Annotated in this window: 27 protein-coding genes; 14 read left to right on the top strand and 13 right to left on the bottom strand. The window is 33.8% G+C overall.

All coding sequences use genetic code 11. From position 1 onward, the window contains the following. The first annotated feature begins 5 nt into the window (after window positions 1-5). On the top strand, window positions 6-464 hold the full coding sequence (locus BT156_RS15095) for a heme-binding domain-containing protein (protein WP_072411276.1): 459 nt from the start codon (window positions 6-8) through the stop codon (window positions 462-464). Between the two features lie 99 nt (window positions 465-563). Here BT156_RS15095 and BT156_RS15090 read toward each other — a convergent pair whose 3' ends face one another. The 5 genes from BT156_RS15090 to BT156_RS15070 form a co-directional block, all read right to left on the bottom strand. Next, window positions 564-1,079: an NUDIX hydrolase gene (locus BT156_RS15090; RefSeq protein WP_072411275.1), complete on the bottom strand. Its 516-nt coding sequence runs from the start codon at window positions 1,077-1,079 to the stop codon at window positions 564-566. After that, window positions 1,076-1,990 carry a site-specific tyrosine recombinase/integron integrase gene (gene xerA / locus BT156_RS15085; RefSeq protein ID WP_072411273.1) on the bottom strand — a complete coding sequence of 305 codons (915 nt, stop codon included), beginning with the start codon at window positions 1,988-1,990 and terminating at the stop codon, window positions 1,076-1,078. Before xerA ends, BT156_RS15090 begins: the two co-directional genes overlap by 4 nt. A 9-nt stretch (window positions 1,991-1,999) precedes the next feature. Continuing rightward, window positions 2,000-2,422, bottom strand: a complete 423-nt coding sequence (locus BT156_RS15080; protein ID WP_072411271.1) for a deoxycytidylate deaminase — start codon at window positions 2,420-2,422, stop codon at window positions 2,000-2,002. Between the two features lie 42 nt (window positions 2,423-2,464). Next, window positions 2,465-3,232, bottom strand: a complete 768-nt coding sequence (locus BT156_RS15075; protein WP_072411269.1) for an enoyl-CoA hydratase/isomerase family protein — start codon at window positions 3,230-3,232, stop codon at window positions 2,465-2,467. Between the two features lie 106 nt (window positions 3,233-3,338). Further along, on the bottom strand, window positions 3,339-4,826 hold the full coding sequence (locus tag BT156_RS15070) for a catalase (protein ID WP_072411267.1): 1,488 nt from the start codon (window positions 4,824-4,826) through the stop codon (window positions 3,339-3,341). Window positions 4,827-4,958: 132 nt separating this feature from the next. On the opposite strand from BT156_RS15070, the gene BT156_RS15065 reads away from it, so the two are divergent. The 10 genes from BT156_RS15065 (at window position 4,959) to BT156_RS15025 (ending at window position 12,476) form a co-directional block, all read left to right on the top strand. Then, window positions 4,959-5,909, top strand: coding sequence for a LysR substrate-binding domain-containing protein (locus BT156_RS15065; RefSeq protein ID WP_072411265.1), 951 nt, complete (start codon window positions 4,959-4,961; stop codon window positions 5,907-5,909). Between the two features lie 241 nt (window positions 5,910-6,150). Beyond that, complete coding sequence (metK, locus tag BT156_RS15060; protein ID WP_072411263.1) at window positions 6,151-7,431, top strand: methionine adenosyltransferase; 1,281 nt, start codon at window positions 6,151-6,153, stop codon at window positions 7,429-7,431. A gap of 82 nt (window positions 7,432-7,513) precedes the next feature. Beyond that, window positions 7,514-7,999, top strand: a complete 486-nt coding sequence (locus tag BT156_RS15055; RefSeq protein WP_083582364.1) for a hypothetical protein — start codon at window positions 7,514-7,516, stop codon at window positions 7,997-7,999. A 199-nt stretch (window positions 8,000-8,198) separates the two neighbouring features. Next, window positions 8,199-8,789: an RNA polymerase sigma factor gene (locus BT156_RS15050; protein ID WP_066754491.1), complete on the top strand. Its 591-nt coding sequence runs from the start codon at window positions 8,199-8,201 to the stop codon at window positions 8,787-8,789. A 44-nt stretch (window positions 8,790-8,833) separates the two neighbouring features. Next, window positions 8,834-8,968: a hypothetical protein gene (locus BT156_RS22495; protein ID WP_262484311.1), complete on the top strand. Its 135-nt coding sequence runs from the start codon at window positions 8,834-8,836 to the stop codon at window positions 8,966-8,968. Between the two features lie 20 nt (window positions 8,969-8,988). Further along, entirely contained in the window at window positions 8,989-9,684 is a 696-nt protein-coding gene (locus tag BT156_RS15045) for a YjjG family noncanonical pyrimidine nucleotidase (RefSeq protein ID WP_072411261.1), read from the top strand. An 85-nt stretch (window positions 9,685-9,769) separates the two neighbouring features. Further along, window positions 9,770-10,219, top strand: a complete 450-nt coding sequence (locus tag BT156_RS15040; RefSeq protein WP_072411259.1) for a PepSY-like domain-containing protein — start codon at window positions 9,770-9,772, stop codon at window positions 10,217-10,219. A gap of 37 nt (window positions 10,220-10,256) precedes the next feature. Beyond that, on the top strand, window positions 10,257-10,445 hold the full coding sequence (locus BT156_RS15035) for a hypothetical protein (protein WP_139255492.1): 189 nt from the start codon (window positions 10,257-10,259) through the stop codon (window positions 10,443-10,445). An 82-nt stretch (window positions 10,446-10,527) separates the two neighbouring features. Further along, window positions 10,528-11,199, top strand: coding sequence for a response regulator transcription factor (locus BT156_RS15030; protein ID WP_072411255.1), 672 nt, complete (start codon window positions 10,528-10,530; stop codon window positions 11,197-11,199). Next, window positions 11,199-12,476 (top strand): sensor histidine kinase, encoded by a 1,278-nt coding sequence (locus BT156_RS15025; RefSeq protein WP_072411253.1) that lies wholly within the window; start codon window positions 11,199-11,201, stop codon window positions 12,474-12,476. The genes BT156_RS15030 and BT156_RS15025 overlap by 1 nt, the downstream gene beginning before the upstream one ends. Before the next feature lie 7 nt (window positions 12,477-12,483). Here BT156_RS15025 and BT156_RS15020 read toward each other — a convergent pair whose 3' ends face one another. From BT156_RS15020 to ileS, 8 genes are all read right to left on the bottom strand, one after another. Next, window positions 12,484-12,846, bottom strand: a complete 363-nt coding sequence (locus BT156_RS15020; RefSeq protein WP_072411251.1) for a hypothetical protein — start codon at window positions 12,844-12,846, stop codon at window positions 12,484-12,486. 66 nt (window positions 12,847-12,912) lie between these two features. Then, window positions 12,913-13,881 carry a tryptophan--tRNA ligase gene (gene trpS, locus BT156_RS15015; protein WP_072411249.1) on the bottom strand — a complete coding sequence of 323 codons (969 nt, stop codon included), beginning with the start codon at window positions 13,879-13,881 and terminating at the stop codon, window positions 12,913-12,915. A 233-nt stretch (window positions 13,882-14,114) separates the two neighbouring features. After that, window positions 14,115-14,759: a SanA/YdcF family protein gene (locus BT156_RS15010; protein WP_072411248.1), complete on the bottom strand. Its 645-nt coding sequence runs from the start codon at window positions 14,757-14,759 to the stop codon at window positions 14,115-14,117. Window positions 14,760-14,774: 15 nt separating this feature from the next. Then, entirely contained in the window at window positions 14,775-15,413 is a 639-nt protein-coding gene (locus BT156_RS15005; protein WP_072411246.1) for a lipoprotein signal peptidase, read from the bottom strand. Beyond that, a complete protein-coding gene (locus tag BT156_RS15000) occupies window positions 15,413-15,604 on the bottom strand; it encodes a DUF2683 family protein (protein WP_072411244.1) in 192 nt (63 codons plus the stop codon). Before BT156_RS15000 ends, BT156_RS15005 begins: the two co-directional genes overlap by 1 nt. A gap of 18 nt (window positions 15,605-15,622) precedes the next feature. Beyond that, entirely contained in the window at window positions 15,623-15,868 is a 246-nt protein-coding gene (locus tag BT156_RS14995; protein ID WP_072411242.1) for a DUF6576 domain-containing protein, read from the bottom strand. Between the two features lie 80 nt (window positions 15,869-15,948). Then, a complete protein-coding gene (locus tag BT156_RS14990; protein ID WP_066754506.1) occupies window positions 15,949-16,329 on the bottom strand; it encodes a TraR/DksA family transcriptional regulator in 381 nt (126 codons plus the stop codon). A gap of 59 nt (window positions 16,330-16,388) precedes the next feature. After that, window positions 16,389-19,796, bottom strand: coding sequence for an isoleucine--tRNA ligase (ileS, locus tag BT156_RS14985; RefSeq protein ID WP_072411240.1), 3,408 nt, complete (start codon window positions 19,794-19,796; stop codon window positions 16,389-16,391). A 407-nt stretch (window positions 19,797-20,203) separates the two neighbouring features. Here ileS and BT156_RS14980 point away from each other — a divergent pair, with 407 nt between their 5' ends. The 3 genes from BT156_RS14980 to BT156_RS14970 are packed head-to-tail and all read left to right on the top strand — an operon-like array spanning window position 20,204 to window position 22,753. Then, on the top strand, window positions 20,204-21,496 hold the full coding sequence (locus BT156_RS14980; RefSeq protein WP_072411238.1) for a flexirubin biosynthesis putative acyl-CoA ligase FlxY: 1,293 nt from the start codon (window positions 20,204-20,206) through the stop codon (window positions 21,494-21,496). Between the two features lie 8 nt (window positions 21,497-21,504). Continuing rightward, on the top strand, window positions 21,505-22,104 hold the full coding sequence (locus tag BT156_RS14975) for a hypothetical protein (RefSeq protein WP_072411237.1): 600 nt from the start codon (window positions 21,505-21,507) through the stop codon (window positions 22,102-22,104). A 37-nt stretch (window positions 22,105-22,141) separates the two neighbouring features. Beyond that, window positions 22,142-22,753, top strand: a complete 612-nt coding sequence (locus BT156_RS14970) for a hypothetical protein (protein ID WP_072411235.1) — start codon at window positions 22,142-22,144, stop codon at window positions 22,751-22,753. Window positions 22,754-22,761: the final 8 nt, after the last annotated feature.

Raw genomic sequence — 22,761 nt, 5'->3', positions numbered from 1 at the left:
AAATTATGAAGACTTTTAAGAAAATTGTGTTTTGGAGTTTGGTGGGCTTTGCGATCATTCAGTTTATTCCGATCGATAGAGTTAACAGACCTGTGAATCATGCGGTGAATTTTGTGGATGTTAAAAAGACTCCGCAAAAGATAAGAGACTTGATAAAAGGCGCCTGTTATGACTGCCATTCCAATGAAACGGTTTATCCTAAATACGCTTTTATTGCTCCGATTTCATGGTCTCTAAAAAGCCATGTAAATGAAGGAAGAGAACGTCTTAATTTTTCAATTTGGGGAACGTATAACAAAGAACTGAAAGAAAATATGCTAAGCAGAGCCGCAGAAAGCGTTCAGAACAGAATGATGCCTATGCCGGGATATATTCCTTATCATAAAGAAGCCAATCTTTCTGATGCTGAACGAAAGCTTATTGGTTCTTACTTTGAGGAAATGCTCAAAAACAAAACATATTAATTTAATGCAAAAAAAACTCTCGCAGATTTTACAAATTTAGCTGATAATTATTTTATCATTAATTCATAAAATCTGCGAGAGATGATATATTTTAAAGAATTAAATATTCTTTAAATACCTTTCAAAAAATATTTTCTGAGAATCAAAAGCGATATCATCGAGATTGATTTCATTTAAACGAATCCATTGTGTTTCTGAGATCTCAGACAACGCAATATTCACTTCAAATTTCTCCGAAACATTGTATTCATAAAACAAATCGATCGTATTATAATCAATTTCCTTGTATTGATAAACGTTTGGAAGACTCGTTAAATACTTTAAGTTTGAAATATTGATATCAAGCTGAAGTTCCTCAAAAAGCTCTCTTTTGCAGGTTTCTTCTGCGCTTTCTTTCGGATCTACAAAACCTCCTGCCAGATCAAGTTTTCCCTTTTTGGGCTCCTGATTTCTTCTGGTAAGATAAATCTCATCTCCACATCTTATGACCACTGCTACTGCACCGGCAACATTGTTGTAAAGATTGAAATTACAATTGGGGCAGCTCCATTTTTTTTCGCCATCCCAATGTAGAGATTCTTTGCCACAGCTTGGGCAATATTTCAATATTTTCATTGAGCAATATTAATATTTCTCGGGTGATAATTTAATATCACATCGCGAAGTTCTTCTGTTTTCAAATGGGTATAGATTTCCGTTGTTGTAATACTGGAATGACCGAGCATTTCCTGTATATAACGTAGATCTGCACCATTTTGTAATAAATGCGTTGCAAAAGAATGTCTGAACGTGTGTGGAGATATTTTTTTGCTTACACCTGCTTTATCTGTAAGCTCTTTTATGATTAAGAATACTATTACTCTGGACATAGATGTGCCTCTGCTGTTCAGAAATAGTGAATCTTCGTACTTCTTATTAATCTTGCTTTTCGAACGAGTGTCTTCGATATAGCTTTTCAACAGATCTGCAGTAAAATCAGCCAATGGTACGAAACGGGTTTTATTACCCTTTCCGTTTACTTTGATGTAATTTTCTACGAAGTTGATGTTTGAAATTTTAAGATCAATAAGTTCCGAAACGCGGAGCCCACATCCGTAAAGTACCTCAATGATACACAGGTTTCTCTTTCCAAGATCTGAAGACACTTCTATTGCGTTGATAATCTTATTGATATCAGGAAGGCTTAATGTGTCCGGCAGATATAATCCCAACTTGGGACCCTCAAGCAAAGATGCGGGATTGTCTTCACGAAACTCATCTTCAAGTAAAAATTTGAAGAAAGCTTTTATAGAAGAAATCCATCTTGCCTGTGATCTTTCGCTGAATTTTTGTTTGGAAAGGTTGAAGATGTACTCTTGCAGGTTATCATACCCTATAGAACCCGGACCGATGTTTTCCAGATCCTCTACTGCGTATTCTTTTAATTTCTTAATGTCTCGTACGTATGCGTCGAGAGTGTTTTCTGAAAAATTTCTTTCGAATCGAAGAAATATTTCAAAATCCTTAATTTTTTCATCCCAAGTCATTGTTTGTGCTTATTTTTTTAGTTCACAATCCGATATTTGTTCTATTTCAATATTATGGTTCCTCAGGAACGATATCCCATCATCGTCCGAATATTCATTGATATACACTAGTCTGGAAATTCCTGCCTGCAGAATGAGCTTGCTACATTCTTTGCATGGTGATAACGTTAAATATAACGTTGCTCCTTTTGCAGATTGTGTAGAAGAGGCTAACTTCAATATTGCGTTAGCTTCTGCGTGCAGTACATACCAGTGTGTTTTTCCGTCGTCATCTTCACAGCAGTTTTCAAATCCCGAAGGAGTGCCGTTGTAACCATCTGAAATAATCATCCTATCTTTTACGATAAGAGCTCCTACTTGTTTTCGTTTGCAGTAGGAAAGTTTTGCCCATTCGAGGGCCATTTTTAGATAAGCTTTATCAAACTTATTCATGCAGCGTCATTGTTTTTTTTCGAAATAATTGGATTAATTTTCTTAGAAGTTAGGCTTTCTTTTTTCAATAAAAGCAGAAACTCCTTCTTTTTTATCATTAAGTTCAAAAAGTTCTCCGAAATACTTGATTTCAGTTTCAAAACCTTTCTCCGTATCAGATAAATTCACGGCATTTATTGCCTTTGATATTGCCATCGGTGAGTTGCGGGCAATAACGGTTGCTAGTTCTTTAGTTTTTGTTAATAAATCTTCGATAGGGTATACTTCATTAACCAATCCGATCTCTTTGGCTCTTTGAGCTGGGATCATTTTGGCAGAGAAGATCATTTCGTTGGCAAGGCCTTTTCCTACAAGCTTCGGCAGCCTTTGAGTTCCTCCGTACCCAGGAATTAATCCTAAGGTAACTTCCGGAAGCCCCAATTTTGCATTTTCCGATGCGTATCTGATGTGGCATGCCATGGCAAGCTCTAAACCTCCTCCTAATGCAAAACCGTTTACTGCGGCAATTACAGGTTTGGATAGGTTTTCTATTTTATTAAAAAGGAAGTTTTGTCCGTTTCGGGCTAGTTCTTCCGCTTTTTCTTGTCCAAAATCACTAAATTCTTTAATATCAGCTCCGGCAACGAAAGATTTTTCTCCGCTTCCGGTAAGAATGATCACCCTGCAAGTGCTGTCAGAGTTCAATTCTTCTAATGCTGAACTTATTTCCTGAATTGTCTTTGCATTTAAAGCATTTAGACTTTCAGGTCTGTTTATTGTGATTATTGATAACTTATCTTCTTTATTTAATAATATATTTTCGTAACTCATTTTCCACTTTAAAATATTATTCTGTGCAAATTATAAATTTTTTACAAAAAAAAGGAAAAAATCTTAACTTTTTTTCCTTTTAATTGAAATTATTATTCAAATATGCTTATTTGGAATGATTCATCATATTTGCATCAATGTTAACATGTAGTTGCGAAGCCACTTTCATGCCAAGTTCTATGTTTGCTCTAAAAAAATGACACAGTTGTCTGTTTATAATTTCATCTCTCTTGGGGCCATCAATTCCTTTCATACTTTCAACAATGTTGTGAACCAGATTTTCTCTGTCTTCCGAATTCATTGCTTTTGTATATAATAAGCCTGGCTGAGTGTAATGATCATCATCATTTTCGTTTCGGTTATAGCTGGCAACGTGATTGTTGTCTAGTTCATATTCGAAGTTTTTATAGGCTGAATCTGCCGTAATATCATCAAAACTGTTAGGGTGATAATTGGGTTTGTCCTGATACAGGCTTGAATCCGCCATAAAACCATCTCTCTGATAATTATTAACAGCAAACGGACAACGGTTTACTTCTAGCTGGTGAGCATTTACTCCAACTCTGTATCTGTGAGCATCGGGATAAGAAAATAATCTTCCCTGAAGCATTTTGTCCGGAGAAAAGCTTATTCCATCAATCAAATTGCTTGGTGAGAAAGTAGATTGTTCTACGTGAGCGAAATAATTAACAGGAATTTCATTCAATTCCATTTCTCCGACTTCAATTAATGGAAAATCTCCCTGAAACCAGACTTTAGTAATATCAAAAGGATTCCATCTGAAATCTCTTGCCTGATCTTCTGTCATTACCTGGATGTACATTGTCCATTTCGGGAAATCTCCGTTATCGATCGCGTTGCAAAGATCTTCCTGTGCAAAATCCGGATTTTCTCCTGCCATTTTTACGGCATCTTCATTCGTGAAGTTTTTAACGCCCTGTTTTGTTTTAAAATGGAATTTCACCCAAACTCTTTCGTTGTTGGCATTGATCATTGAAAAAGTGTGAGATCCGAAACCGTGCATATGTCTGAATCCGTGAGGAGTTCCTCTGTCTGACATTAATATTAAAACCTGGTGAAGCGATTCCGGATTTAAGCTCCAGAAGTCCCACATCATGGTGGCGCTTTTTAAGTTTGTTTTTGGAACTCTTTTTTGAGTATGAATGAAATCCGGGAACTTTTTAGCATCCTTAATAAAGAATACAGGCGTGTTGTTTCCAACTAAATCCCAATTTCCGTCTTCTGTGTAAAATTTTAAAGCAAATCCTCTTGGGTCTCTTGCCGTATCTGCGCTTCCTTTTTCGCCGCCTACAGTAGAGAAGCGGGCAAACATTTTGCACGAATTCCCAACCTTTGAGAATAATTTCGCTTTCGTATATTTACTAATATCGTGTGTTATGGTCAGTTTTCCATAAGCTCCTGTACCTTTTGCATGAACAATTCTTTCAGGAATTCTTTCTCTTACAAAATGAGCAAGGTTTTCCTGAAGTATAAAATCCTGTAACAATACTGGACCTCTTGGACCAACAGTTTGGGAATCCTGATGCTCATAATATGGGGCACCGCTACTTAATGTTAATTTTTTAGAATCCATATAGTTATGATTTGAATGATTGATTTACTATTTATATACCAATATGTAAAGGTAGTAATTATCAAAATTACTTGAAATTTTGATTGCTAATAACAAAAACATCATATCTTTGTAATAGATAATATTAATCAGATGAACATTCAGCAATTGGAATATCTTATCGCCGTAGATAAGTATAAACACTTTGGTAAAGCAGCTCAAGCCTGCTTCATTACACAGCCTACATTGAGTGCAATGATACAGAAATTTGAAGATGAGCTGGATGTAAAGGTTTTCGACAGAACGACACACCCGATTCGTACAACGGATGTCGGGTTACAGATTATTGATCAGGCGAAGGTGATTATAGAATCTGTCAATGAATTAAAGAATAAAGCGAACCTTTTAAATAATATTTTAGGAGGAACAATTAATCTAGGTATTATTCCTACTGTTTCTTCATTCATTTTACCAACTGAAATTTTTGCATTCCTGGAAGAGAACCCGAAAATTCAGATGAATGTAAAAGAAATGACGACAGATAATATCATTAAAGCTTTAAAAGCCGGAGAACTGGACGCTGGAATTATTTCAACACCTTATGATACCGCTGACGAGTTTTATCAGGACTTCCTGTTTAATGAAGAATTAATGATCTACAGCTCAAACACTGAAGCTAATAAGAAAAATTCTTACGTTGTTCCGGAAGATCTTAATGTTGAAAAAGTTTGGTTGCTTGAGGAAGGAAACTGTTTAAGAAACCAATTTGAAAATATCTGTCATTTAAAAGAGAATACTTTGAAACCTAAGAATTTAGATTTCTTGGCTTCTAATATTCAGACTTTGGTGCATATGGTGGATAAAGTGGGAGGAATCAGTATTTTGCCTGAATTAGCTTTAAGTCAGCTTTCTGAAGAACAAAAAGGAAATGTGTTTAGATTTAAAAAGCCTTTCCCTTTCAGAGAGATAAGTATTATTTATTATAAGCCTACTTTCAAACAAAAAATTATTGATGAATTATCGAATTCTATCCGATTATCATTAAAGGAAAAATTAAACTACAACGAAAGTCCAAAAGAATTCGTAAGTATAAAACCACAATAGTTTATTTTTCTTAAAGATTGATAAATCATTAATTTAAAGAAAATTATAATTAGTAAACAAAAGTTTTGAGTATTAAAAAAATAGTACTTAAATTTGCACTGTTTACGAACGAGGAAAAATTTGACCTGATTGCAACCTCTATAAAAAAAAGCTAAAACAGTATTTCTATTTTGAGCTTTTCTGGCAATTTATTCATATTTTTCTTCGTATATTTTTAATCTAAAAAAACAAATAGAATAATATGTCTTATTTATTTACATCTGAATCAGTTTCAGAAGGGCATCCAGATAAAATTGCCGATCAGATCTCTGATGCATTAATCGATCATTTTTTAGCATACGATAAAAGCTCGAAAGTAGCTTGTGAAACTCTTGTTACAACAGGACAGGTAGTTTTGGCAGGTGAGGTGAAGTCTGATGCTTATTTAGATGTACAGACTATTGCAAGAGAAGTTATCAACGGAATCGGATATACAAAAGGAGAATACATGTTTAATGGTGATTCTTGTGGAGTTATTTCTGCGATTCACGAGCAGTCTCCGGATATCAACCAAGGTGTTGACAGAGCTGTAAATGACGAATCTTTCGAAGCTAAAGCAAACGCCCAGGGTGCAGGTGACCAAGGGATGATGTTTGGTTATGCAACGAACGAAACGGCAAACTATATGCCTTTGGCTTTAGATCTTGCACACACTATTCTTAAAGAACTTTCTGCGATCAGAAGAGAAGATTCTGAGATTAAATATCTTCGTCCTGATGCAAAAAGCCAGGTTACCATCGAATATTCTGATGATCATAAACCGGTAAGAATTGATTCTATCGTAGTTTCTACTCAGCACGATGATTTTGCTGCTGAAGAAGAAATGCTGAACAAAATTCGTGAAGACATCAAAAATATTTTAATTCCCAGAGTTGTAGCTTTACAAACTGAGGAAATTAAGGCATTATTTAATGATCAGATCAAATATCACATCAACCCGACAGGGAAATTCGTAATCGGAGGCCCTCACGGTGATACAGGTCTTACAGGAAGAAAGATTATCGTTGATACCTACGGTGGAAAAGGTGCTCACGGTGGTGGTGCATTCTCTGGAAAAGATCCTTCAAAAGTAGACAGAAGTGCTGCTTATGCTACAAGACACATTGCTAAAAACTTAGTAGCTGCAGGTGTTGCTGATGAAGTTTTGGTACAGGTTTCTTATGCAATTGGTGTTGCTGAACCTTGCGGTTTATATATCAACACTTACGGAACTTCAAAAGTTGATCTTCACGACGGTGAAATTGCTAAAAAAGTGTCTACAATTTTCGATCTTAGACCTTATGCAATCGAGCAAAACTTAAAATTAAGAAATCCAATTTATCAGGATACAGCTTCTTACGGTCACATGGGAAGAGAGCATTATGTAGCTGATAAAACTTTCAATAAAGGTCACAAGAACGAATTAACGCTTACAGGGCTGGAATTCTTTACCTGGGAAAAACTTGACAAAGTAGACGAAATTAAAGCTTCTTTCGGGATTTAATTTTTTCTCTAACATAATAAATGACTGCTTTATCTTTCAGGTAAGGCAGTTTTTTTTAATTTTACGCTTAAATAATTTAAAGATGATGAATTTTCGATTTGCAATTACCATTCTGTCTATATTTTTCCTAAGTACGTTTATGAAAGCCCAATATACGATGCATAAGATGATCAGCGTTGGATATACCTATCAAAATCAAAGCTTTGGAGAACTGGGCGGGAAATTGCTTTTCCTGAAAAATGATGATGTTATTTACAGGTTGGGAGCTTCTGCATTAATGGGATCTACTCATTCTGAATTTGCCATAATGCCGAAATTGCAGGCTGATGTTTTATTAAATTTTCAAAAAGATGTAGATTTCTATCATTCTTATTATTTTTTAATCGGAGCGGAAGGAACAAATAAGTACGTTGCACCGAAAATTGGAGTCACTCTTTTCGGAATTTTGGATCTTACCGGAGGTTATGCCTTCCCAATTGGCAATTTAAACGGCAAAGAAATGAAAGGTCTGAATGTTAATTTTACACTAAATATCCCTACTGTGTTCATTCATGATATGTTTAAGTGATTTTTTTTTATATTTTTCTTGTAAAAATTTAATAATAGCTTAACAGTTATTAAAAAATTATTATATTTACATCAAGAAAAATTGTACCGCCTATTGATTCTACTTTACTCTAGAAAACTGTTTTGTATTTACAGCTAAAACCAGATTAATTATCTGGAAGAAAGTTTGTCTACAAATTTTTTTATTATTGAGAAGAGTTATGAAATCAAAATCGGATAGTTTATTAATTTCCCTTTACCAGGAAGGAGACGAATCGGCATTATCTACGCTTATTCACCGTCACCAAAGAGAGCTTTTTACATTCATTTTTTACAAAATTAATGATGAGGACTTGGCTAATGATGTTTTTCAGGATACGTTCATGAAAATCATCTTAATGCTGAAGGAAGGCCGTTACAACGAAGAAGGAAAATTCATCCTTTGGGCAAAAAGAATTGCCTACAATCTTATTATAGATCATTTCAGACTAAAATCTAAGAACATCAAAGTTTCGGAAACTACTTTTGAGACCGACGAATATTCTATTTTTGATCTTATCAGAGAACCTTCTGAGAATATTGAAGATCAATTGGTTACCAATCAAATTCAGGAAGACTTATTGAGAATGTTGCAGTTTCTGCCTCAAAACCAACAGGAGGTAATTAAATTAAGATTTTTCGACGGACTAAGCTTCAAAGAGATCGCAGATCACACCGATATGAGTATCAATACCACGTTGGGAAGAGTGCGTTATGCGTTAATAAACCTGAGAAAAATCATGGATGAGAATAATATCATCCTGACGAGATAATAATTCTCAGATATTCTCGTTTTAAGGAAAAACATTTATCGCCTATGAGAAAAAATGATTCCTTAAAAGTGAAAGCTTTGAAACCTAAGAAAGAAATTATCGACTTTTTGCTCAATTTTTCTAAAAATATTGATGTAGTTAAAACCAAGAGTAAGAATTATCCGATCTCTAAAAATTAAAAGTATTAATTTTGTGCTGTATGAAAATTCAGCACATTTTTTTTGATCTCGACAATACACTTTGGGATCACCGCAAGAACGCCTATCTTACCATCAAAACACTTTTTGAAGCCCAGGAAATAACTTTAAAATACAATATTGATTTTGAAGAATTTCACGCTGTTTATCACGATATCAACGAAAAACTTTGGGAAGACATAAGAGACGGACTCATTGGAAAAGAATATTTGAGAGAACACCGTTTTTATGATACCTTCAAACATTTTGGAATTGAGAATAAAGAACTTTCCATATATTTTGAAGAGCATTTTTTAGATAAAATTCTTAATCATAACGAGTTGGTAGAAGGTGCGGAATATATTTTGGAATATTTAAAGTCTAAACATTATACACTCCATATTATCTCCAACGGCTTTAAGGAAGTGACGGAAAGAAAATGTATTCTATCGGGAATTGCTCATTATTTCCATACCATTACAAGCGCCGATTCTGTAGGCGTAAGAAAACCGAATCCTGAAATTTTTGAATATTCTTTAGGCTTAGCAAATGCTCAAAAAGAAGAAAGTATTTTAATTGGTGACGATTGGATCGCTGACGTTGTAGGATCTCAAAACTTTGGTATTGATGTTATTTTCTTTGATGTTTATAAAGAGAACAGACAGGATGAGGGTTTAAAATCAATTACACATCTTTTACAGATCAAAGAGTATTTATAAAAACTGCTTTTGTGATTCATTCCTAATTCTTTCCCAATTTGATATAGATCTTTGCTCCATAATAATTAACAAACAATAAAAAATTATGGAAACAAGAAGTAAAATCACAGTTATATTAGCTGTAGTCCTTATTTTAATAACGGGATGTGTTTACGGGCAAGACAGAGCAATAAGCACCAGCCAATTACCAAAAACGGCCAAGAATTTTCTTGCAGCTAATTTCAAAGGTGTTACAACAAGTTCTGTTATAGAAGACAGCGAAATTTTCGGAGTTGATGAATATAAAGTTCGTCTAACCAACGGAATGAAAGTTGATTTCGACAGCAAAGGTAACTGGAAAGAAGTTGATGGTGAGCATCAAAAAGTACCTTACGGATTCATTCCTGCAACGATAAGAAACTATGTTGCTAAGAGTTTTCCCAATACTCATATCATAAAAATAGAAAGAAAAAGCTGGTCTTATAAAGCCGAACTTTCTAACGGAATAGATCTGGAATTTGATAGAAATGGAAATTTTAAACGAATTGATGATTAATAACGAAAATTATACACCAACAAATAAAATTAAAGATATGCTAAATTGGAACATAATGAGAGGTAAAACAGTTAGAAAAAATATTCTAAGCTATATTACAAGAAATCACTCCGGAAGTTGGGTGGTATCTATTGAGGAAAGATGCAATGCATTTAAGATCAATTTGATGAATGGATTGAGCATTATATTTGATGCAAAAGGAAGACATGTAAAGACAAACTTGTAAATTTATAAAGTAACCTCCTCATTTCAGGAGGTTTTAATTTTATATATTTGATTGAACTTAAGATGTATTAAAAAATGCAGATATGAAGATTTTAATTATAGAAGATGAACCGGAATTAAGAAATGTAGTACAAAGTTTTCTCGAAGCAGAACATTTTATCGTAGAATGTGCTGATGATTATCAATCAGGGTTAGAAAAGATCATTTCTTACGAGTATGACTGTATTCTTTTGGACATTATGCTGCCAGACGGAAACGGAATGGATCTTCTGAAAGAAATTAAGAACATGCACAAAAAAGATCCGGTAATTATTTTATCTGCTAAAGATTCTGTAGATGATAAAGTGAACGGGTTGGAAATCGGAGCAGACGACTATCTCGCAAAACCCTTCCACTTGGCGGAATTGATGGCAAGAGTTAAATCTGTCATCAGAAGAAAAAATCAGGATGGTGAAAATACGATCAGCTATAAAAATATTTATATTGATCCGGAAAGCAGAATTGTGAAAATCGATGATAACGAATTGATCCTTAATCGTAAAGAATATGATCTTCTCTATTATTTTGTTGTAAATCCTGAAAAAACGTTGCAAAAAACAATGCTTGCAGAAGCAATTTGGGGAGATTATATCGATCAGGCAGACAGTTTGGATTTTATTTATTCACAAATAAAAAACCTTCGCAAAAAATTAAAAACACTCAATTCAAAAGCTGATTTTCAGGCTGTTTACGGGATTGGCTATAAATTTATTTAATGAAAGTCTCTCTAAAATATTATACAATAAAGTACCTCATCACGATATTATTATTGATCATTGCTGTTTGGGCTGCACTGTTTTACGCCTATATTTTAGATGAAGTGTACGATAATGTAGATGATGGCTTAAAAAACAGAAAAATACAGATCATTAAAGCTGCATATGTTGACGAAAATTTGTTGCATAATAATGAATTTGGCTTTAATGAATTTAAGATAAATCCTATTTCGGCTTCAGAATATAAAGATAAGAACAGTCTGTATAATAAAATGTATTATATGGAATATGATGATGAAGAACAACCGTACAGGGTACTTACAACTGATTTTACAGACCAATTTGGAAAACATCAGCAATTGACTGTCAGAACGTCTACTGTAGAGGAAGATGAGTTGGTATACGACCTTACAACGGCATTGATTGTTTTGTATCTATTATTGGTGGTGAGTATTGTTGCCGTTAACGGATTTTTGCTTCATAAAGCTATGCGGCCGTTTTACTTAATTTTAGATAAGCTTAAAAAATATCAGTTTGGTGTTTCTTCTTTTAATGAACCTCAAAATTATTCCATAAAAGAATTTGAGGAGTTAAATGTTGAAATTAATGAGATGATCGAGCGTAATGAGCTTGTTTTTCATCAGCAAAAACAGTTTATAGAAAATGCCTCTCATGAATTGCAGACTCCATTGGCAATTGTAATCAATAAAATTGATCTCTCCATTCAGAATGGTGAACTGGATAAGAAAAACCTCAACTTTTTGAATGATGTTAAAAACGATCTCAGAAGAATGGCAGGATTGAATAAATCTTTATTAATGCTTTCTAAGATTGAAAATAATCAGTTTAATAAAATATCCAATGTCAATTTTAATGCATTGATCAACGATTTGGTGAAAAGCTATGAAGATTTTATTGACTATAAAAAGATCGATCTCCATGTTGTTGAAAAAGAAATTTTTGAAGTGGCTTTTGATGCTGATCTTGCCAATATTCTTTTGTCTAATTTGCTTAAAAATGCCGTTAAATATAATAATCAAAACGGAATTATCAATATTATCACTGAAAAAGAAAGACTGATATTTCAGAATACGGGCTCAGGAATTCCTTTGGATAAATCTCAGATCTTTAATCGTTTTTATAAACAGGGTTCAGATCACGGATCTACAGGGTTGGGATTGTCTATCATTAAGACTATTATAAAACAATATCCGAAATGGAATATTTCTTATGAGTTTGATGAGGGAATGCATTATTTTATTCTTTCGAAAAAGTAATTGCAATTTATTTTTCTTGAATTAAAATATTAGGAGATGAAGTGGGATGATCTCTAAAAATATACTGATACTTAGAATCTTCATATACACTTTCTATAAATCGGTCTTTATATTTGTTTTTAACTTCATGAAAGGTTTTTATATCAATGAAATCTTTTAAGGCAAGAACTTTGTCTTTATATAAAACACCATTGAAAAATCGACTTACCTTGCCCGAATCTTTTGGATTTCTGCTTATAAGAATTATGGTATGTTTTAAGAATAAATCATTTTTATTCTTATAAATTAATTCATCTTTTACATTGATGTAAAGAGCTTCTTTTTTGCATGAAACTAAAGCGAGAAGAATTATTAACCAAGTATTTTTCATTAAGATAAAATTACAAAACAAAAGCCTTTCAACGTGAAAGGCTTTCTTATTTTTAAAAAGTTTGAATTAAATTCCTAAACTTTCTCTTACTCTTTTAATGGTTTCAGTAGCAATTACTCTCGTTTTTTGAGCGCCTTCCTGCAGTTTTGTTTCCAATTCATCAAGATGAGTCATGTAGTAAGAGAATAGCTCTCTTTCTTTCTCAAATCTTACTAAAATCAAATCTAAGAGTTCTTTTTTAGCGTGCCCGTAACCAAAGTTTCCTGCTAAATATTTAGATCTTAATTCTTCAGTCTGCTCAGGTGTTGCAACTAACTGATAAATCGCAAATGTTTTATCTGTTTCCGGATCTTTTGGTTCTTCCAATGATTTTGAATCAGATTCAATGCTCATTACCTGCTTTTTCAATTCCTTTTCAGGTAAGAAAATATTGATGATATTTCCTCTGGATTTAGACATTTTGTGTCCGTCAACGCCAGGAACATATTTTGTATCTTGCTGAAGTTCAGATTGAGGCAATACAAAAACTTCCCCCATCTGATTATTGAATCTCGAAGCTACATCACGGGCGATTTCCAAGTGTTGAAGCTGATCTTTTCCTACAGGTACGATCTCTGCATCATACAATAAAATATCGGCAGCCATCAAAATTGGGTAAGTAAACAAGCCTGCATTTACATCCTGTAATCTGTCTGCTTTATCTTTAAATGAATGCGCTAACGTTAATCTCTGATAAGGAAAAAAACATGATAAATGCCAAGATAATTCACAGGTTTCAGGGATGTCGCTCTGTCTGTAAAAGAATGTTTTTTCGGTATCTAGTCCACAAGCAAGCCAAGCCGCAGCTATTTCGTAGGTGTTTTGTTTCAATTCTTTCGCGTCTTTGATCTGCGTTAATGAATGGAGATTCGCGATGAATAAAAATGATTCATTTCCTTCCTGTTTTGATAGCTCAATAGCAGGAATAATAGCACCCAACAAGTTTCCAAGGTGTGGTGTTCCGGTGGCTTGTATGCCGGTAAGAATTCTTGACATTTGTTTAAATTATTTATAAAAATTAATGAATTGCAAATTTAATTATTTTCCCACTGATTGAACAGATTTTCACAGATGATTGTGTTTTTCTTTATTTAGAAATTAATTTAAACGCAAAGATTTTATTTCCAAATCTATTATTTTTAGAAGGCAAAGGCAAATAAATTGTTATCAAATTAAAAACTTTGCGTCAAAAATCTGCACAATCAGAAAAATCTGCGAGAGAAAAAAAATTAAGGAATCAAAATCTTCTCCCCTCCGAATTTAGGTTCAACTCCAAAAATAAGATCCCAATAGGCTTTGGCTTTAGCGAGATATTCTCTCATATTGGTTTTAAAACCTGCATATTTATTAACATCTTTCGCATTGTAGCCATATGCTTCAATTCCGTTTTTCTTGGCTAAAAAGACAGCTCTTTCGTTGTGAAACTTTTGTGAAATGATAACCAGTTTTGTCTGTCCGAAGATTTCTTTAGCTCTTACAACAGAATCTAATGTTCTGAAACCTGCATGATCCAAGAAAATTCTGTCTTGTGGAATTCCATATTTCATTAAGGTCAAGAGCATATCTTCTGGTTCGTTATAGTCTTTTGTACTGTTGTCCCCGCTTACGATGATGTATTTTATTTTTCCGCTTTTGTAAAGGTCTATCGCAGCTTGTATTCTATTGTAGAAATAAGCATTGGGAAGCCCGCTGTTTAAATTTTTGCTTGTGCCTAAAAGTAAAGCAGTTTTTGTTTCGGGAACATCAGCCATATTATAGGAAACAGACGCATCACTTTCTTTTTTGATGCTGTAATTCGCCCAGGCGATAAAAATAAATCCTGCAACAATAAGAAGCAGGAATATTTTAAATGTAGTTTTTATTAATTTTTTCATCGAGTGTAAAATCTTTTAAAATTCCAAACCGTTCGGGAAAGCTTTTTTTCTGAAAACCAGTAATAAAGCCGCTCCTACCGTAATAGCTGAATCTGCAACATTGAAAATGTATTTGAAAAATTCAAGGTGTTTTCCTCCGATTAGCGGTACGTTTTCAGGAACGTTCCAATCTACCATTGGGAAGTGAAGCATATCAACCACGCAACCTCTCATAAATGTAGAATAGCCCTGTCCGATAGGCACAAGCTTGGAAAGCCCGCCATAGCCAATCCATCGGTCTATACTTGGATCATAAGTTGTTCCGCTGTCGAAAAGTAATCCGTAAAACATTCCGTCAATAAGATTTCCTATTGCTCCTGCAAAAATAATGGCCATTGGGATAATAAGATAGTTGGATGCTCCTTGTTGTAGCCACTTTTTGAACATGTAAACCATGCCTCCAATCAAAAATACTCTTAGAATAACAAGAAAGTACTTGCCAATAACACCACCAAAGTGAAGCCCGTAAGCCATTCCCGGGTTTTCTACGAATGTAAGTTTAAAACCTGGTAAAACAGAAACGCTGTCATCTAGATTGAAATGCGTCTTTACATAAATTTTCGAAGCCTGATCTATTAATAAAATAAGAAAAGTGATAAGTGCAATCTTCTTCATTACAATCCTTTTGGTTTATAAGGTTTCCCGATTTTCTCGTTTTTCTTATCGATAACTTTCTTAATCGTTTTCTGATTATGGAATGTGTTCTTCGTATGGAATTTTTCGAACTGAATGTTCATATCTTTTAAAACACTTTTCAGCGCATTCAATTCCATTGCATTTTTAGTGTGTACTATTATAGACTCCATTTTTCTTAATTTAAATATTTACTTTCTAGACAATTCGTCTAATCTTTTTCTGTCTTTAGCAGACAGATCATTGACTCCGTTTTTGCCCATTTTGCTTAAAAGGTGGTCAATTTCTTTTTCCCTGTCGCGTTTATTGGAATTAAATTCATCATCAATCGTATAGTTTCTGTGTTTTTCGGGAAAGAACCTGTTTTTGATCCAATCTCTATTAAAAAATCCTAAAACTACAATAAGAATGACCCCTAAAATTAATAATTCGTTCATGGATATAAATTAAAAATTAGGTTTATAAAGTATTTCATGAAATACGATATAAACCCAAATTTATTTTACAAACCTTACGGTTATTTCTGCATATTTTTCGCTTCGATGCTTAAAGTAGCGTGAGGAACAGCCAATAATCTTTCTTTAGGAATCAGCTTTCCTGTTACTCGGCAAACACCGTATGTTTTATTCTCAATTCTGATTAAAGCATTCTTAAGATCTCGCACGAATTTTTCCTGTCTTCCTGCTAAAATAGAATTTTGTTCTTTACTTAATGTTTCAGCTCCTTCTTCAAATGCTTTGAAAGTTGGCGAAGTGTCATCTGTCCCATTATTCTGGTCGTTGATGAAGCTTTCTCTGATCAATTGCAAATCTCTTTCTGCTTTTTCTATTTTTTCTTTAATGATCGCTTTAAACTCTTGTAAATCAGAATCATTATATCTTACTCTTTCGTCTGACATGTTCTTTTCTCTTTTTTAATAAAATTATGAAATGGAATTTGAAAAACAATAACTATATATTAATTTTTTTCAACATTTATCTTAAATTTAACCTCATCTATTTCGATTTCGTTAAAATTTGGAAGTGAAGATACAATTTCTATTTTATTTGACAAGACCTCTGATGAAATATATTCTTCATTTTTCTTAATATCATGTAAGAAAGGTGAATTTTCTTCCACAAAGATGTTTATCCTGTCTGTTAATTCAAAATTCTGCTCTTTTCTAAGATTCTGAATTCTGTTGATAAATTCTCTTGCAATCCCTTCAGATTTTAACTCATCTGTTAGTGTCAAATCTAATGCCACAGTTGTTTTCCCGTCAGAAGTTACTGTCCATCCCGGAATATCTTTTGTTGAAATTTCAACATCAGAAAGGGTAATTTCGTAACCTTGAACGTCAATTTTTCCTTCTTTTTCTAAACCTGAAATTTGTTCAGCAGTAAGATTTGCAATCTCTCCTCCAACTGTTTTCATGTCTTTTCCAAGTCTTGAACCTAACGTTTTGAAGTTTGGTTTTATCTGTTTTACAATTAAATGTGATGCTTCTTCGGCATTTATTAACTGTAATTCTTTAACATTTACTTCTTGTTTAATTAACTCTCCAACGGCTAAAATTTGTTCTTCCGTTTTTTTATCTAAAACAGGGATCAACACTTTTTGTAAAGGCTGACGAACTTTTATGTTTTCCTTCTTTCTTAAAGAGAAGACCATGCTCGTAATGTTTTGAGCCAAGTGCGTTTTTTCAACCAAATCCTGATCAATTAAACTTTCATCAGCAACCGGGAAATCTGTTAAGTGAATAGATTCCGCGTTTTCCTTTCCTGTTACTTTATTTAAATCCTGATACAATTGATCCATAAAGAACGGAGCGATTGGCGCGGATAATTTGGCAACAGTTTCCAAACAAGTATATAAAGTCTGGTAAGCAGAGATCTTATCTTCTGAGTAATCTCCTTTCCAGAAACGTCTTCTGCATAATCTTACGTACCAGTTGCTTAAGTTATCATTCACAAAAGTGTTGATCGTTCTTGCGACTCTTGTCGGTTCGTAATCTTCGTAGAATGCTTTTACTTCTTTAATTAATAAATTTAATTCAGACAAAATCCATCTGTCGATTTCAGGTCTGTTTTCAACGTCTTTTTCAGAATAATTGAAGCCGTCAACATTTGCATACAACGCAAAGAATGAATACGTGTTGTAAAGTGTTCCGAAGAACTTTCTTCTCGTTTCATCAATTCCTTCGATATCGAATTTCAGGTTTTCCCAAGGATTCGCATTTGAAACCATGTACCAACGCGTAGCATCCGGCCCGTAAACTGCTAATGTTTCAAACGGATCAATTCCATTTCCTTTGGATTTTGACATTTTCACCCCGTTTTTATCCAAAACGAGTCCGTTACTCATTACATTTTTATAAGCAACTGAATCAAAAACTGCCGTTCCGATTGCATGAAGCGTGTAGAACCATCCACGAGTCTGGTCAACACCTTCCGCGATAAAATCTGCAGGGAATGCCTTATTATTGTCAATTAATTCTTTATTCTCAAAAGGATAGTGCAACTGCGCATAAGGCATCGATCCTGAATCGAACCAAACGTCGATCAAGTCGCTCTCACGCTTCATTTCTCTTCCTGATTCTGAAACCAAAATAACTTTGTCAACAATGTTTTTATGTAGATCAACCAAAGAATAATTTTCTTCAGACATATTTCCAATCACAAAACCTTTGAACGGATTTTCTTTCATAAATCCTGCTTCAACAGACTTTTCGATCTCGTTGTATAATTCTTCTACAGAACCGATGATGATTTCTTCTTTCAAATCTTCAGTTCTCCAGATCGGTAACGGGATTCCCCAGTATCTTGAACGGGAAAGATTCCAGTCGTTTACATTTTCCAACCAATTACCGAAACGTCCTTCTCCTGTTGACTTTGGTTTCCAGTTGATTCCTTTGTTTAAATCAACCAATCTGTCTTTTACAGCGGTCATTTTTACAAACCAAGAATCCAAAGGATAATATAAAAGTGGCTCATCAGTTCTCCAGCTGTGTGGGTAACTGTGAACGTATTTTTCTACTTTGAAAGCTTTATTTTCTTCTTTTAAACGAATTGCGATTTCAACATCAACAGACTTTTCGGGTGCTGTTCCTGCATCGTAATATTCGTTCTTTACATATTTACCTGCAAAATCTCCCATTTGCGAAGTAAATCTCCCCTGTAAATCTACCAAAGGAACCGGATTTCCGTTTTCATTTAAAACCAACATTGGCGGAACTTCAGGAGTAGCTTCTTTAGCCACTTTTGCATCATCAGCACCAAACGTCGGCGCCGTATGAACGATACCTGTTCCATCTTCTGTTGTAACAAAATCTCCTGAAATTACTCTGAAAGCATTTTCCGGATTTTGGTAAGGTGTGGCGTAATCTAATAATTGCTCATATTTAATTCCGACCAAATCAGCACCTTTGAATTCTGCTAAGATTCTATACGGGATTTTGTCTCCTTGTGAAATATTTAAAGCATTTGATGAAAACAATAAATCGTCAGTATCTTTATCATAAAACTCAAATTTCTTCCCAAATTGTTTTTCCACCAAAGCTTTAGCCAAAACAACTAAAGTTTTTTGAAAAGTATATTGATTATATGTTTCCACTAAAACATAATCAATTTTCGGACCTACTGTCAAAGCTGTATTTGAAGGCAGCGTCCAGGGAGTTGTCGTCCAGGCTAAGAAATGTACGTCTCCAAAACCTTGTAAAAATGAAGGTAATGTTTCCGGTAATGTCTTGAATTGTGCAACAATTGTTGTATCAGACACATCACGATAAGCTCCGGGCTGATTTACTTCGTGTGAAGAAAGTCCTGTTCCCGCTTTTGGAGAATAAGGCTGGATCGTGTAACCTTTGTACAATAATCCTTTATCATACAGCTGTTTCAACAGCCACCAAACCGTCTCCATGTATTTTGACTTATACGTGATATATGGATCTTCAAGGTCTACCCAATATCCGATTTTCTCGGTAAGGTTATTCCAGACATCGGTGTAACGCATTACCGCTTCACGACAAGCTTTGTTGTAATCTTCAATAGAAATTTTTGAGCCAATATCTTCTTTAGTAATTCCTAATTCTTTTTCTACGCCTAGCTCCACAGGAAGTCCGTGTGTATCCCAACCCGCTTTACGGAAAACCTGTTTCCCGTTCTGAGTTTGATAACGACAGAAAATATCCTTTAATGCTCTAGCCATAACGTGGTGAATTCCGGGCATACCGTTTGCTGAAGGCGGACCTTCATAAAAAACAAACTCAGGTTTCCCTTCACGAATCTCAACACTTTTATTGAAGGTTTTATTTTGTTTCCAAAATTCCGCTACATTCTCTGCTACGTCAATAAGGTTGAGGTTTTTGTATTCTTTAAATTGGCTCATTGTAATATCTCAATATCGTTGATTAATTAAGTTGGCAAATTTACTAAAATTTGTCGGTTTATAATATATGTTTTATTTTGATAGTTTGTATTAAAAAGTTCTGTTTCATAAATATAAATGTTGAGATGTTTAAAATGTGAAATGTAGATGATGAATGAGTGAATTTTTTAAATATAATTTTAATAAGTTTTTTGAAAATTTCTGTGTCTTTTATCAATACGAACGGACTAAAGCCCGCTTAACTTAAGATGTTTCCAATTGGCTTTAGCCAAAACTTAAATTTCTTCTCATAAAACTAGATGAAATACAATCATCTATGAAAATTTGTATCAATCTGTGGTTAAAATTTCAGATGACGCAATCTTTTAATTTTAATTAAATAAATTTGTCACTTAAAATAAAAACCATTGGAATTCTATCCATCAATCGAAAAATCAGACATTCAGGAAATAAAAAAGTTTCAGGAGAAAAAACTTCAGGAGCTTCTGACTTATCTTGAAAAAAAATCGCCATTTTATCAAAAATTATTCAAAGAAAATAATATCAATATTGCTGATATTCAGAAGTTGGAAGATTTACAGAAAATCCCGACGACAACGAAAAATGATATTCAGCAGAATAACGATGATTTCTTTTGTATCACACCTGATAAAATTGTGGATTACAGCACAACTTCAGGAACGTTGGGCGATCCGGTAACTTTCGGACTGTCAGATAATGATCTCGAGAGATTAGCGTACAATGAAGCAATTTCTTTTGTGTGTGCAGGGGTTCAGAAAGGTGATGTTGTACAGATGATTACAACGATTGACAAACGATTCATGGCCGGACTTGCCTATTTTTTAGGTTTAAGAAAAATGGGTGCAAGTGTTGTCCGCATGGGGCCTGGGATTCCCGAGCTTCAATGGGATTCCATTTTTAGGTATAAACCAAAATATTTAATTACCGTTCCGTCATTTCTATTAAAAATGATCGATTATGCCGAAAAACATGGAATCGATTATAAAAATTCCAGCGTTTATGGAGCTGTTTGTATTGGCGAGAGCATCAAAAATCAGGATTTTACAGACAATATTTTATCTCAAAAAATTAAAGAAAAATGGGATATTAAATTATTCTCAACCTATGCTTCCACAGAAATGAGCACAGCTTTCACAGAATGTGAGCATCAAATCGGAGGGCATCAGCATCCGGAATTAATCATAACGGAAATTCTTGACGACGATGGAAATATAGTTCAGGAAGGAGAAAGCGGAGAATTAACCATCACAACTTTAGGAGTAGAAGCTCTTCCTCTGCTGAGATTTAAAACCGGAGATATTGTAAAAGCACATTACGAACCTTGTAAATGTGGAAGAAATACAATGAGACTAGGCCCTGTTGTCGGGAGAAAGCAGCAGATGATCAAATATAAAGGAACGACCTTGTATCCGCCTGCGATGAATGATATTCTGAATGATTTTAATAATATTTTGTGTTACCAGATCGTTATTCAGTCTAATGAAATTGGTTTGGATGAAATTATCATTAAAATAAGCACAAACAGCGATTCTGAAAATTTTGTAAACGAAGTGAGAGATCATTTCCGGGCAAAATTGAGGGTGAGTCCGAAAATTGAGATTATAGATTTTGATGTTTTGTCTAAAACTGTTTTTAATCCAAACAGTAGGAAGCCCATTACGTTTATTGATTTAAGATAAAAACAGATATGAAAAAAACGTTATTTCTATTATTAATAGCACTTTCCGTAAGTGTTATGGCTCAGAGAGTAAAGGTGATTTCAGGAGATTATAATTTTTTAAAAGATCAAAAATTCGTTAAAGTTGTTTTCAAGTTTGAAGGAGTAACTTTTGGCAAGAAAAAAATTAGTGAACATCAATATATTGCAGATAGAATGGAAGATATTGAGAAAGCTAGTGGGAAAGAGGAAGCTGAAAAATGGAAAGCGGATTGGGAATATTCAAAAGATAAAACTTTTCAGGATAAATTTCTGGCATCTTGGAATAAAAACACAAAAATTGAAGCGTCCACAAAATTTGAAAAAACAAAATATACTTTAATAGTCGAGCCAACCTGGATTTATCAAGGCTGGTTTGCCGGAATAATGAATGATCCAGCCCAATTAAATACCCGAATGACTTTTGTGGAAACCGAAAACCCTAATAATATTCTGATGGTTGTTGAAGGTATAAAAGCAGTTGGAGACAATGTAATCGGAATTCCAAATAACAATGACCGAATTGCAGAATGCTATGCAAAAACTTCGAAAATGCTCGCCTTAAAAGTTGAACATTATACTAAAAAATAATACTTCTATATAAACTTTAAAATAAAAATTATAAACTATGAAAAAATTATTTCTAATGCTCATTATGAGCGTTACTATGATTGTTAATGCCCAAGATCAGAGGCTTACAATTACTTCAGGGAATTTTATTACTTTAAAAGATCAAACGGAAGTAAATGTAGAATTGAAATTTGAGAATGTAACATTAATGAAAGAAAATTATACAGAAACTCAATATCTTGAAAACAGAAAACGAGATCTTCTAGCAAATCCCAAAAGAGGAGAAGCTGGATGGCAGAAATGGAATGGTGAATGGCAAAAATATAAAGATGAATATTATGTAGACTATTTTGCTAAAGGATTAAATAAAGGATATAAAAATATTGTTTTTAAAAAAGGAAGTTCTGCAAAATATACTTTATTACTGGATACAAAATGGGTTTATCCAGGCTGGCATGGAGGAATGGTTGGAATGACGGCTGAAATTACAGGGACAGTAAAGCTTATAGAAACAAATAATCCATCAGAGGTTTTAGCTGTAGTTGAACTTAATAAATTTGATAAATACGTAAATAATAAAGAATTTGTTATGGAATACGGAAGAATTGCTGCAGCGTATGAAGCAATAGGAAAATATATTGGAAAGGATATCAAGAAAGCTGTAAAATAAAACAAAAA

Source organism: Chryseobacterium limigenitum (assembly GCF_900114875.1).
Taxonomy (GTDB): domain Bacteria; phylum Bacteroidota; class Bacteroidia; order Flavobacteriales; family Weeksellaceae; genus Chryseobacterium; species Chryseobacterium limigenitum.
The sequence above is the reverse complement of the archived record's forward strand: the minus strand, read 5'-3'. Positions and strand labels throughout refer to the sequence as shown.

What these genes read in the sequence shown, in the direction of transcription:
- ileS (WP_072411240.1), bottom strand. Translation starts at nt 19,796, where the DNA reads ATGAGCCAATTTAAAGAATACAAAAACCTCAACCTTATTGACGTAGCA.
- xerA (WP_072411273.1), bottom strand. Translation starts at nt 1,990, where the DNA reads ATGACTTGGGATGAAAAAATTAAGGATTTTGAAATATTTCTTCGATTC.
- BT156_RS15055 (WP_083582364.1), top strand. Translation starts at nt 7,514, where the DNA reads ATGATGAATTTTCGATTTGCAATTACCATTCTGTCTATATTTTTCCTA.
- BT156_RS15010 (WP_072411248.1), bottom strand. Translation starts at nt 14,759, where the DNA reads ATGAAAAAATTAATAAAAACTACATTTAAAATATTCCTGCTTCTTATT.
- BT156_RS14975 (WP_072411237.1), top strand. Translation starts at nt 21,505, where the DNA reads ATGAAAAAAACGTTATTTCTATTATTAATAGCACTTTCCGTAAGTGTT.
- BT156_RS15065 (WP_072411265.1), top strand. Translation starts at nt 4,959, where the DNA reads ATGAACATTCAGCAATTGGAATATCTTATCGCCGTAGATAAGTATAAA.
- BT156_RS15030 (WP_072411255.1), top strand. Translation starts at nt 10,528, where the DNA reads ATGAAGATTTTAATTATAGAAGATGAACCGGAATTAAGAAATGTAGTA.
- trpS (WP_072411249.1), bottom strand. Translation starts at nt 13,881, where the DNA reads ATGTCAAGAATTCTTACCGGCATACAAGCCACCGGAACACCACACCTT.
- BT156_RS15075 (WP_072411269.1), bottom strand. Translation starts at nt 3,232, where the DNA reads ATGAGTTACGAAAATATATTATTAAATAAAGAAGATAAGTTATCAATA.
- BT156_RS15035 (WP_139255492.1), top strand. Translation starts at nt 10,257, where the DNA reads ATGCTAAATTGGAACATAATGAGAGGTAAAACAGTTAGAAAAAATATT.
- BT156_RS15020 (WP_072411251.1), bottom strand. Translation starts at nt 12,846, where the DNA reads ATGAAAAATACTTGGTTAATAATTCTTCTCGCTTTAGTTTCATGCAAA.
- BT156_RS14990 (WP_066754506.1), bottom strand. Translation starts at nt 16,329, where the DNA reads ATGTCAGACGAAAGAGTAAGATATAATGATTCTGATTTACAAGAGTTT.
- metK (WP_072411263.1), top strand. Translation starts at nt 6,151, where the DNA reads ATGTCTTATTTATTTACATCTGAATCAGTTTCAGAAGGGCATCCAGAT.
- BT156_RS15005 (WP_072411246.1), bottom strand. Translation starts at nt 15,413, where the DNA reads ATGAAGAAGATTGCACTTATCACTTTTCTTATTTTATTAATAGATCAG.
- BT156_RS15095 (WP_072411276.1), top strand. Translation starts at nt 6, where the DNA reads ATGAAGACTTTTAAGAAAATTGTGTTTTGGAGTTTGGTGGGCTTTGCG.
- BT156_RS15080 (WP_072411271.1), bottom strand. Translation starts at nt 2,422, where the DNA reads ATGAATAAGTTTGATAAAGCTTATCTAAAAATGGCCCTCGAATGGGCA.
- BT156_RS15090 (WP_072411275.1), bottom strand. Translation starts at nt 1,079, where the DNA reads ATGAAAATATTGAAATATTGCCCAAGCTGTGGCAAAGAATCTCTACAT.
- BT156_RS22495 (WP_262484311.1), top strand. Translation starts at nt 8,834, where the DNA reads ATGAGAAAAAATGATTCCTTAAAAGTGAAAGCTTTGAAACCTAAGAAA.
- BT156_RS15070 (WP_072411267.1), bottom strand. Translation starts at nt 4,826, where the DNA reads ATGGATTCTAAAAAATTAACATTAAGTAGCGGTGCCCCATATTATGAG.
- BT156_RS15040 (WP_072411259.1), top strand. Translation starts at nt 9,770, where the DNA reads ATGGAAACAAGAAGTAAAATCACAGTTATATTAGCTGTAGTCCTTATT.
- BT156_RS15025 (WP_072411253.1), top strand. Translation starts at nt 11,199, where the DNA reads ATGAAAGTCTCTCTAAAATATTATACAATAAAGTACCTCATCACGATA.
- BT156_RS15000 (WP_072411244.1), bottom strand. Translation starts at nt 15,604, where the DNA reads ATGGAGTCTATAATAGTACACACTAAAAATGCAATGGAATTGAATGCG.
- BT156_RS15045 (WP_072411261.1), top strand. Translation starts at nt 8,989, where the DNA reads ATGAAAATTCAGCACATTTTTTTTGATCTCGACAATACACTTTGGGAT.
- BT156_RS15050 (WP_066754491.1), top strand. Translation starts at nt 8,199, where the DNA reads ATGAAATCAAAATCGGATAGTTTATTAATTTCCCTTTACCAGGAAGGA.
- BT156_RS14970 (WP_072411235.1), top strand. Translation starts at nt 22,142, where the DNA reads ATGAAAAAATTATTTCTAATGCTCATTATGAGCGTTACTATGATTGTT.
- BT156_RS14995 (WP_072411242.1), bottom strand. Translation starts at nt 15,868, where the DNA reads ATGAACGAATTATTAATTTTAGGGGTCATTCTTATTGTAGTTTTAGGA.